This window comes from Marinoscillum pacificum, from assembly GCF_024714495.1.
In the GTDB taxonomy this organism is placed as follows: Bacteria; Bacteroidota; Bacteroidia; order Cytophagales; family Cyclobacteriaceae; genus Marinoscillum; species Marinoscillum pacificum.
On record NZ_JAMZMJ010000001.1, the window covers coordinates 226,580 to 237,871 of the forward strand.

The window sequence follows — 11,292 nt, forward strand, 5'->3', positions numbered from 1 at the left end:
ATCAAAACATGAACAAAATCTGTTACCTTTTAATTGTTGCGGGACTTATTGGGTGTTCTCAACCTGAATTTATCTCGGGAGAAGAAGCCCTAGAAGATCTCAATGCCTTCCAGGAAGATCTGGAATTTGGAGCGTCCTATTGTAATCTTGCTGACGTATCAGTAGCATCAAACTTGGAACCTCTCAAAACTTACTTTGGAGCTCAGGAAAAAGTCTCAGTCCTTGAATTGTTGGATAGTCTGTCTAAAACGATGGGCTACTTTGGTGATCGTCATTCCTATGTTCGGGTAGCGGATGATCCGAGAAATACAGAAATATCCTATTTGCCCTTCGCTACTACACCTTTTCAGGATAGTCTGGTAATAGCTGTAAAACCAAACAATGATCAAACGTATGATTTGGTTTATCCGAAATATCCAGTCCTGAAATCGGTCAATGGAATGAGGGTAGACGAGCTGATGGACAAGGCGGATTACCAGCATCAGAAAGCTCCAAAAGAAGCTAAATTCTATCGAGAGGTCATTAAACTTGTCTTTATAGAGAAAAAACTTCAACGAGCCGGCATTCCTTTCACTAATTCATTGAAGTGTGTTTTTACGGATTTACATAATGCCAAGGATACTGTTGTAACCATCCATACTTCTAAAGAACGCATTGCTTGGAGTGAATTGGCAGATAAAACCGAAAAAGACAAGGAGTCACTTTTTGGAGATCAAGAAGGATTATTTCAGCGTATGGATGATGTGGGGATCATTACCATTCCAGAAATGGTGAGGAAGGGAAAAGACGAGTCTAAGGGCTTCTATGACTTGCTTCAAGAGAAGATGTTAGATTTTCGAGATACAGATGCATTGGTCATTGATGTGCGCAACAATCCTGGAGGACAAAGACATTTTATTGGCTTTTTCTCGCATTACTTTTCTGATCCAGAGCACCCCTGGGTAGCCAATGTGGCTTTAGCAAGGGAAACTACGGTGGATAATGATGAGTACAATGATCGCATGAGAGCCATGAATCGGGATCAATTGAATTCGCGTTTCTTATTTCAATGGAATAGTCCGTATTGGAATGATCAGGAACGAATAGCCATCGATCAATTCATGTCATCTTTCGAACCTAAACTAGCGTTTGATTCCGCTGATTTCAGTGCACCGCATTTGATGGTTTTGCCAATTCGTGAGTTTCCAGTGGATAGTTATCGATACACTCAACCAGTTTATATTCTGGCCAATGAAGGCTCATTTAGTGCGGCAACAGTGCTGGTTACAGCTTTTAAAGGTCATCCTAATGTTCAAATTGTCGGCAAGAAAGTAGATGGATCCAGCGGAATGTCTTACAGGTCTGAGTTGCCCAATTCCAAAATCCTTTACAAGTATTCCAGAATGGTGTCTTTCCAACGAAATGGACTTACATTAGACGGAAATGGAGTAGAACCAGATATTGTTTTGAAGCGCGATCTGGATCATGTGTTAGCTCGCCGTGATGCTCAGATGGAGGAACTACTTAAACTTATCAACAATAAATAATTTGAATTTATCGCCTTTCCCTTTATGGGTGCCCGGCTTAGGGAATTAAAGGGTGAAAAGGCGAAACTTGTAAAATAGGTTTAGTTTTGAATTGCTAAACAGAAGTTCATGAAAGTTCTCTCCATCCAGGTTGGCCAACCAAAAATTATACTTTACAATAACAGAGAAGTAAAGACCAGTATTTTTAAAGAAGCTGTCAATGGCCTGGTAAAAGTCAAGAAATTAGGTCTTGAAGGAGATACACAATCAGACTTGACAGTCCATGGAGGTCAGTTCAAAGCCGTTTATGCTTATCCTGCTGAACATTTTGAGTATTGGAATTCCATAGCTCCACAGCATGAATTTGAAAATGGAGCTTTTGGTGAGAATCTTACTACAACAGGTTTGCTGGAGACAGAAGTTTCGATTGGGGATGTTTATCAGATCGGTTCAGTGGTGATCAAAGTAACTCAACCACGTTTTCCTTGTTTCAAACTGGGGGTCAAGTATGATGACAATCAGATGATCAAGCTTTTTCATGATAGCCTCAAATCAGGAATCTACTTTGAAGTGCTGGAAGAGGGTGAGTTCTGTGCTGGTGATGACATCAAATCCATTACCAAAAGTGGTGGAATGGCCATTCATGATTTTACGGTAGCCAAAAATTCCAATGGCTCAGAAGTTGAATTGATCAAAAGGCTGATTACGGATCCCCATTTAATGGATGAGTGGAAGGAATATTTTGAAGGGAAGCTGAGGGCTTAATTCTAATGACCATGCTTATAGGAGATAACTTTCAATTACGTTATTTTTGACATACTCCAACAGCCATTTGTATTACATGAATTTTAGCAGTCTCGGCTTATTTCCTTTGTTTGCATTATTTCTGATACTTAATTCTTGTTCGAGCAAACAAGAGAATGAAATTCATCCAGAGGTTCAACAGCTGTATGATCAAAGTATTGCGCTACTTGACTCTAAACCCGACTCCTCTTTTTATTTCGCGGAGAGATTATTGGAAGTGGCAACCAAAAAGGATGATGGTTTCGGTATAGCTCAAAGTCATTATATCATGGGGTATCTTTTAGAAACATTTCAGGTTTATGATTCAGCATTGATACATTATCTCCGTGCTACAAGGTGTTGTACAGAATACAAATTTCAAGATCGTTACAAGGTAATGGGATCAGTTCAAATGAACTCTGGTTTAATAGTTGAAAATTTTAATTCTTTCAAATTAGCAGAAAAGTTCTTGCATAAATCATTAACTATCTCAAAAGAAAATAATTTAAATTATAGACTACCCAAGATCATCAATAATTTGGCGGGATTAAAAATCAGTCTTGGGGAATTTGAGGATGGTATTGAACTTTTAATGAGTAATAATGGGCAATTGAAAAATCAAGATAAAAATGAGGCTATTTTGCTTTATCTACTTCAAGAATGTTATATGGGAATGTCTGATTTTGACAGTGTCATATATTATGCTCGACGAACAATTGAAAAAAAAGAATTTCAAGTACTAGCAGGCTCTTCTCTTAATTTAGCCATTTCATTATGGAAAAAAAATGAATTAGACTCAGCTGAAAAGTATTTCTCAAATGCAATGATTCAATTCAATGAAATAAAAGATTATGCAATTAGGAGCAGAGTTACTATTTCAGTATTAAAACAATATGCTTATTTTCTTTATGATATTGGTAATTTTGACAAATATGAAACTGTGCTAATCAGAGCTGCTATGGTTTCGGATACCACTAAATCTAGTGTAAAGAATAATCCAAGTTTCTTTGAAGTGTATAATCTCATTTCTAAACTTTATAGCGAAAAAAAGAATTTAGAACTCTCAAGTCAATATAAGTTTAAGTATCATCAAGAATTAAATTCCTATACTCAACTTCATCAAAAATACGATTTCAATAAAATCGTCGATGATTTCTACACCAATCTTGAAGAAGAGAAAAGAACTAAGGAAATCAGACAATATGCTTATGTTGGATCAATAAGTTTATTACTCTTATTAGGTGGTGTTTTTGGAACAAGTCAGTATAAATCTTACCGAACTAAAAAGCGCTTAGAAGAAACCACAACAGAAAAGCGCCTGGCTGAGCTCAAAGCTCTTAAAGCTCAGATCAACCCTCACTTCTTATTCAATGCATTAAATTCTATCCAGTCATACATCTTGGAAGACAAACATGATGTGGCAGAAGGCTACCTTGTCAAATACGGCAAGCTGATGCGTAAAATCCTGGATCATTCAGATGAACTAACCGTTCCTCTCAATGATGAGTTGGAAGCACTGCAATTGTATGTGGAACTGGAGCAAATAAGAGTCAAAGGAAGTTTTCATTATGATGTGAAAGTTGATGAACAAATTGATGTCTACTCAACCTACGTCCCCTCGATGGCTATTCAACCAATATTGGAAAATGCCATATGGCACGGAGTATCCACGCTCCATGGAGACGGTGAAATCAGTTTATCATTCGTTCAAAGAAATGGTTGGATTGAAATTACGACCAAAGACAATGGACCTGGATTTGATACTGAAAATATGGTTAAGTCGAGCTCCAAAGGAATGCGGCTGGTTCGTGAACGTCTGGAGTTATTGGGCAAAACGCAAGGTCTGGACTCAGTGCTGGAAGTAAACAGCGAGTTAGGTCATGGAACTAAAGTTGTTTTGAGAGTTTCAAATGAATTAGTATGATTGAGAAAATAGGGTGTTTGGTTGTAGATGATGAGGATCGCGCCATACGTATTATGGAATTGTTGCTCACGAAGCATTGTCCAGAAGTCGAAATTTTGGCAACCGCTGAAAATATAGATGAAGCATATCGAAAGATGGTTGAATTCCAACCAAGCTTGATTTTTTTGGATGTTAATATGACTGGCGGAACAGGTCTGGAATTATTAGAGCGACTAGAAGGAATCGATGTACAGGTAGTGTTTACTACAGCTCATCAGGAACATGCTATTAATGCATTGAGGTTATCTGCTTTTGATTTTTTGCTGAAGCCTATTGATCCTACTGAACTTAAGGATGCAGTTAAGAGATTTCGTACTCATAAAAAAAACAATAATTATTCACTAATTCAAAGCATTCTCAAGGAAGAAAAACCTAAAAGAATTGTAATCAATTCACAAGATGGTATCCAGGTGGTTGAAATAGAAGATATTCTATATTTATCAGCAGATAGGAATTATTGTGAGTTTCACATGGTGGATTCAAAATTGATTGCTTCAAAACCATTGGTTGAATATGAGAAGCTCTTAAGTGGAATTCAATTTTTACGAGTACACAAATCTTATTTGGTGAACCTCCATCACATTAAAGAGTACAAAAAGGGTAGAGACGGCAAACTGATCCTGTCAAATAAGGAAGAGTTAGAAGTTAGTAGAAATAAGAAAGATGACTTATTAGATGCTTTGAAAGCACTATAAACTTAAATATTCAACTTCTTATTCCTGCCGCGCTTTACATCCAGAGATAGGAAGGATTCAATTCTGGCAATATTGGGGATCCCGAATAGCTTATCGGTAACAAACTCCTTGTATTCCTCCATGTCTCTCAAGCGGATTTTAATGATGAAATCGGCGGCTCCGGTTACGTAGTGACATTCCAACACTTCTGGTAATGCTAAAATGCGATCTTCAAACTCATTGATGAGTTCTTTCGAATGGTCTTTGAATGAAATGTGAGCAAATGCTGTAAACTTTTGCCCAAGCAATTCATGATTGATTACCGCTGTATAGTGATCTATGATGCCGGCCTGTTCCAATTTCTTGATTCGTTCAAAAACAGGAGTGGTGGAGAGATTAAGTTGAGTGGACATTTCCTTTACCGTTATTCGTGCATTCTCTCGCAGTAACTGTAAAATTTTAATATCTACCTCGTCTAATTTTTTGATTTCTTTCATCCTGAAAAATGAGCTTTGTTACTATCCAAACTATGAGTTAAAAATCGAAGTAGAATATTATTCTTTTATTCATCGATTAATCACATATTAATATTCGATTATTCTAACAGTGATATTTAAATCAGAATAAAACTACTATAATTCCTCATATTAATCAAAATCCTCTTTGATACGTTAAATTTATAGTAGAAACGAAACATTAATACCCCTCAATAATCGTATCAAATATGGAAACTCTAACACAACCCCGAGTTAGTAAAAAAGTCCTCAAAGAAGCGTTCTTCAAAATGGCAAAAGCCAAAGCGATGACGGAACTGTATGAGGAACATTTTAAAGTAGTTTCCAAATATGTACATGCGACATCCAGAGGTCATGAAGCCATTCAGTTGGCTGCTTCCATGCAGTTGAAACCACAGGATTATGCTTATCCTTATTACCGGGATGATTCTATGCTATTAGGAATCGGTATGCGTCCGTATGATTTGATGCTGCAACTGTTGGCGAAGAAGGATGACCCTTTCTCTGGTGGAAGAACCTATTATGCGCACCCAAGTTTAAATGATCCAGACAAGCCTAAGATTCCTCATCAATCTTCAGCAACTGGAATGCAAGCAATTCCAGCTACTGGCGCGGCGATGGGCATGCAGTACAAAGAACAGCAAGGACTGGACAACAATGATCACCCTTTGGTACTTTGTAGCTTAGGTGATGCGTGTGTGACGGAAGGAGAAGTGGCCGAAGCCTTTCAAATGGCAGCTTTAAAACAGTTGCCAATCTTATTTTTGGTACAAGATAATGGTTGGGATATCTCTGCGAGTGCTGATGAGATTCGAGCAAATAATGCCTTGCATTATGCAAAAGGATTTAAAGGTTTAGAAGCTATCCATGTAGAAGGCAACGATTTTAGCGAATGTTATGACGCGTTAGAGAAGGTTATCAAAACCATCCGGAAGGAGAGAAGACCATTCTTGGTGCATGCTTCAGTTCCGTTATTGAACCATCATACTTCCGGTGTACGTATGGAGTGGTACCGTGATGATTTGGACGAACACCGAATTCATGATCCATACCCAATCCTCATTGAGCAATTGGAAGAAGCTGGATTCAGTGAAAAGGAAATTAACAAAATAGAAACAGAAGCCAAAGCATTGGTTGCTGCAGATTACGAAGCAGCCTTAAAAGCCGAAGATCCAACTGCAGAAGATCTTTACACTCATGATTACGCTCCAACTCCAATCACAGAGGAGCAAGGAGAACGTAAACCTGCTGGAGCGGAAAAGTCTGTGATGGTGGATAGTGCTTTGCATGCAGTGGAAGAACTGATGAAGGCTGACAAGCACTGTTTGCTGTATGGTCAGGATGTTGGTCACCGTTTGGGAGGTGTATTTCGAGAAGCCGCAACGCTCTCTCAGAAGTTTGGTAAAGAACGTGTATTCAACACACCTATTCAGGAAGCCTACATTATCGGGTCTACAGCAGGAATGTCCGCAGTGGGGTTGAAGCCAATCGTAGAGGTACAATTTGCAGATTACATCTGGCCAGGATTGAACCAGCTGTTTACAGAGGTGAGTCGTTCATGCTATCTAAGTAACGGCAAATGGCCTGTGAGCATGATTTTACGTGTTCCTATTGGAGCTTATGGAAGTGGTGGTCCGTACCATTCTTCTAGTGTAGAGTCTGTAGTAGCTAACATCCGTGGTGTGAAAATCGCTTATCCAAGTACAGGAGCTGACTTAAAAGGGTTGATGAAGGCGGCTTACCATGATCCAAACCCTGTGGTGATCTTTGAACACAAAGGCTTGTACTGGTCAAAAGTACCGGGAACGCTGGCAGCCAAAACCCATGAGCCGGCCGAAGATTATGTATTGCCTTTTGGTAAGGCGAATATCTTCCAGGAAGCCTATGAAGAAGCTATTGAAGCAAATGAAGCCATGACTATCGTGACGTATGGTATGGGCGTTCATTGGGCGTTGAATGCGTCTAAGGACTTTGAAGGAAGAATTGAAATCATTGATTTGCGAACATTGAATCCAATTGATTTTGATACGATCTATGATTCTGTAAAACGTACCAACCGATGCATGGTGTTAACCGAAGAGCCACGAAACAACACTTTTGCCATGAGTTTGTCTGGAAACATCCAGGAACATTGCTTCAAGCATTTGGATGCTCCTGTAGTGACCATGGGCTCTGAAAACATGCCGGCCATTCCACTTAACAGTACATTGGAACAAACCATGCTGCCTAGCGCAGCTAAAGTCTCTCAGAAGATCGGAGAGTTGTTCGATTATTGGGGGTAATTCGATTTCCGAAGTTGGATGAGCTCTATATCGAATAAATCAGCCACCTATTTTTATTGTGTCTCCTCTGATGAACTGCTCTTCAATAATTACAAAACCAGAATTAAGAGCATTACTGGTACTATCAATATTCGGAGTATTAATTTCAAACCTGATAATCTCAAGTCTATCTAGAATTATATTGTCCTCATATAGTAGTTGAGAAATATTATTCTCTTCTGTAGAAAAGTTATGAGTGACGGATACCTTAACTCTGTTTCCCGTATGTGCCGATGAGAAATGTCTTTTAATATCTAAATTAAAGGTTGTGTCAGAGGTGATAGGTAATGATTCAAAGTTTTCAACTTTAAGTGTGATTTTCGAATTAACTGTTGAATTATTAACATTGATTTCGAATCGTGTGTTTTCTTGAAGAAATTCGAGTTCCTCTAAGGTGTCAGCATCAGGAGAGTATTGTATTTCAGTAAAATAATGATCAATCATAGGAAACTGAGTAATACGGCTGACAAATGATGAGTCAGATAACGTTCTGTAATAAACTGCCCCTTCAGCGTAAATAGTAAATTTATCGAAGAAGGGGATAACGTCTTCATCATACCACAGTTCATTGATCAGACCTGGATCATTTAGATAACTTGCAATTGTACCTTCATAGACCGAGTCCACCGAGTTATTGTATAAGAATGCTCTAATAATGTAATCGTAGCCTGAAAGAAAATGGAAGGAAATCGAATCTGGCACATTTGAGAATAAGCCATTCGCATAAGTTGAATATGAGTTTTCGCCTGCAACAGTAGATTCTATCAAAATAGCAAATAAATCCATGCTTTCGGTAGAGACATTTTGGGCTCTACCATTGCTTACAAATACAGTACTTTCTTGAATCTTCAAAGGAAGAGTTACACTGATTGCTTTTGAAGATGGAATTGGATTGTTCTGACTTTCTTTATCAAAACAACTTGAGGTGTAAACCAAGATTATGCTGGCAAACAAAAAGTTGACCAATTTACTAGCTGCATGATTTTTTAGCATTTTTCTATAGTTAAGTTCCTATGGCTATAAAACAAAGAGTATTAAACCCTAATAGATGCAAATTAGCAGATCAACATAGAATAGGCAATAGTTATTGATGGAAATGCTACAATCCTAAACAATATGGGTAAAGTGCATAGAATAGCCGTAATACCTAAACTTTGAATACTTTAATGTTATTTATCTGAAAATTAATGGTCATTGAAATAATTATTTTCAAACAAGCGACTCTGTAAAACGTACCAACCGATGCATGGTGTTAACCGAAGAGCCACGAAACAACACTTTTGCGATGAGCTTATCTGGCAACATTCAGGAACATTGCTTCAAGCATTTGGACGCTCCTGTGGTGACCATTGGGTCTGAAAACATGCCAGCCATTCCTCTAAACAGCACATTAGAACAAACCATGCTGCCTAGCGCAGCAAAAGTCACTCAGAAGATCGAAGAGTTGTTTGATTATTGGGGGTGAAGTAGACTATATACTTTAGAAGATAGGTGCGAGAGTTTTGATGATCAAGTCATCAAAAATGAGTTTTAGCCTGAAAGCAATAAGTAAAAAATACACACCCGTTATAATCATCAACAGGTGCGTATGATGTTTAGAATATATTATTCTACAATCAATTTGATGACACGTTGATTACCAGCGGTGCTAGTAGCTGTAACCAAATAGGTTCCAGCACTTAATTGCTCCAGATTTAAAGTCGTCTTTGTTTCAGTTAATGATTGTTGATGCAACACCTTCCCAGAAAGATTGCTCACCGTTATTGTTTCATAATCATTCAGGTTGTTGATCATTACCTTGCCTCTTGTTGGGTTAGGGTATAAAATCACATCCTCGGCATTAGCCAGCTCAGAAATGAAACTAACTCTTGCATCTGTTCCTGAAAACTCCAGATGTGACCAGTTAAAGTTACCAACATAGTGAACATAGTACTTTCCGTTGATTTTTGGAGGCATGCTGTTACTCCAACTGTTAGTGTAGTCAACTTCATTGATCTCTACCAGATCTGTATTCCAGGAGTTGACATGACCAATGGTTCCTTCAATCTCTAGACAGAAATTACCGGTACCATCATGGGAGTATGGAAGAGAAGCAATACTTGGATTATCGCATGTTTCTCCGCCTCCAGTGTTGTCTTCTCCATCCTGATTAACAGATATCGTCCTAGAAATTGAACCACCTGTTACGGTAACGCTACCACTCCTTGCATTGGTAGAAGTATTGTCTGATACAGCAATGTTAAAGCTACCATTTCCACTTCCTGATGTTGGATTTATACTAATCCAACTTTGATTGGCAGTTACTGACCAGTTGAGATTAGCAGTGACGTTAACACTAGTTGATGAAGCTGTTTCATCTAGAGAAAGTGATGAGTTCGATACATTGAGCTGATCAGTACTGCCTGTAGGTGCATCATTCCAGTCCAGCATGATTTGTTTAACTAAAGTGCCTGATGGAGTTAGGTTGCTTGGAGTCCAACCACCTGTTGGGCTTGATCCAGGATATACAATAGACGCACCTTCATTTTTATCATGAACGGACCAGTTAAGGTGGGTTAGGTTGTTTTGTTCCATCCAATTCATCCATTCATTCGTAGATTGAGTAGCCACGGCTCCGTTACCATCTGCGTTCACAGTTCCGTATTCTGTGATCATGATGGCAATTCCATTGCTCATAGCCGTATTCGCTTTATTGCGAAGGTATTGTCCATGAGTTCCTGCATAGAAGTGAAGACTGTAGGCAATGTTATTATATCCCGAAATCGGATTTTGAGAGGCAATGTCCACGTCTTGGGACCAGGTAGATGAACCTACAACGATTAAGTTGTCAGGATCAATAGCTCGAATTGCTGCAATAATCGCTTCTGCATAGGGTTTGATATCATTATTCCAATTGCTATAGATCGGTTCATTGTAAATTTCATAAATCACATTGTCATAGCCACCATAGAGTGTGGCCATTTCCTGAAAGAAGCTAATTGATTGTTGTTGGTAGTCTTCAGCATGATGAGAATGCCAGTCAATGAGTACATAAAGACCTTCTGCTATTGCGGCATCCACAACCGTTTTGACTCGATTTTTATTGCCGGTAGGGTCTGTCAGATACCCTCCATTGTCTTCAATGCCCATCGCAGCACGAACAATGGCACTGTTCCAATCATTCTTGAGCCAATTAACTACTTGTGCATTGTAAAAGGGTTCGGCACCCCAGCCAGTATTGCTCCAAAAAAAGCTGTTACCGGCTAGACTTAATGGCGCACCATTTTGATCAACGATTTGATTTCCGTTAACCGAAAGAGGTCCATGAGTGGAAACCGGTGTTTGAGCATGTGCCAGACTAATGGCTAGTAGCCAAATACATAGATGAGTGATTTTTTTTAACTGATTTTTCATAATGGTATTGTTTATTGATTTATTGAATACAGGTTATTGTATTAATTAAACAATATGGATACGTTATACATGAAAAATAAAGTTAATGACTTGAAAACTGGAATAAGTGATATTTTGTCTTTATTAAGTACATAAAAT

At 38.5% G+C, this 11,292-nt stretch carries 8 protein-coding genes and 1 pseudogene; 6 read left to right on the top strand and 3 right to left on the bottom strand.

Going from position 1 to position 11,292, the window contains the following annotated elements:
- Positions 1 to 8: 8 nt before the first annotated feature.
- The 4 genes from NXS00_RS00955 to NXS00_RS00970 all read left to right on the top strand — a co-directional run bounded on the left by NXS00_RS00955 (position 9) and on the right by NXS00_RS00970 (position 4,946).
- The gene (locus NXS00_RS00955; RefSeq protein ID WP_258097232.1) at positions 9 to 1,526 is read left to right on the top strand and encodes a S41 family peptidase; all 1,518 of its coding nucleotides are present in this window, start codon (positions 9 to 11) and stop codon (positions 1,524 to 1,526) included.
- A 108-nt stretch (positions 1,527 to 1,634) separates the two neighbouring features.
- A complete protein-coding gene (locus tag NXS00_RS00960) occupies positions 1,635 to 2,270 on the top strand; it encodes an MOSC domain-containing protein (RefSeq protein ID WP_258097233.1) in 636 nt (211 codons plus the stop codon).
- A gap of 76 nt (positions 2,271 to 2,346) precedes the next feature.
- The gene (locus NXS00_RS00965) at positions 2,347 to 4,212 is read left to right on the top strand and encodes a histidine kinase (protein WP_258097234.1); all 1,866 of its coding nucleotides are present in this window, start codon (positions 2,347 to 2,349) and stop codon (positions 4,210 to 4,212) included.
- Positions 4,209 to 4,946 carry a LytR/AlgR family response regulator transcription factor gene (locus NXS00_RS00970; protein ID WP_258097235.1) on the top strand — a complete coding sequence of 246 codons (738 nt, stop codon included), beginning with the start codon at positions 4,209 to 4,211 and terminating at the stop codon, positions 4,944 to 4,946. Before NXS00_RS00965 ends, NXS00_RS00970 begins: the two co-directional genes overlap by 4 nt.
- 2 nt (positions 4,947 to 4,948) lie before the next feature.
- On the opposite strand, the gene NXS00_RS00975 is transcribed toward NXS00_RS00970, so the two are convergent.
- Positions 4,949 to 5,422: an Lrp/AsnC family transcriptional regulator gene (locus NXS00_RS00975; protein WP_258097236.1), complete on the bottom strand. Its 474-nt coding sequence runs from the start codon at positions 5,420 to 5,422 to the stop codon at positions 4,949 to 4,951.
- A gap of 227 nt (positions 5,423 to 5,649) precedes the next feature.
- Between NXS00_RS00975 and NXS00_RS00980 the strand changes: the two genes are divergently transcribed.
- The gene (locus NXS00_RS00980; protein ID WP_258097237.1) at positions 5,650 to 7,722 is read left to right on the top strand and encodes an alpha-ketoacid dehydrogenase subunit alpha/beta; all 2,073 of its coding nucleotides are present in this window, start codon (positions 5,650 to 5,652) and stop codon (positions 7,720 to 7,722) included.
- A gap of 39 nt (positions 7,723 to 7,761) precedes the next feature.
- Here NXS00_RS00980 and NXS00_RS00985 read toward each other — a convergent pair whose 3' ends face one another.
- Positions 7,762 to 8,754, bottom strand: a complete 993-nt coding sequence (locus tag NXS00_RS00985) for a hypothetical protein (RefSeq protein WP_258097238.1) — start codon at positions 8,752 to 8,754, stop codon at positions 7,762 to 7,764.
- Between the two features lie 235 nt (positions 8,755 to 8,989).
- Between NXS00_RS00985 and NXS00_RS00990 the strand changes: the two are divergent.
- Positions 8,990 to 9,226, top strand: a pseudogene (locus NXS00_RS00990) (transketolase C-terminal domain-containing protein); the annotation flags it as partial.
- A gap of 140 nt (positions 9,227 to 9,366) precedes the next feature.
- Here NXS00_RS00990 and NXS00_RS00995 read toward each other — a convergent pair.
- Entirely contained in the window at positions 9,367 to 11,154 is a 1,788-nt protein-coding gene (locus NXS00_RS00995; RefSeq protein ID WP_258097239.1) for a cellulase family glycosylhydrolase, read from the bottom strand.
- Positions 11,155 to 11,292: the final 138 nt, after the last annotated feature.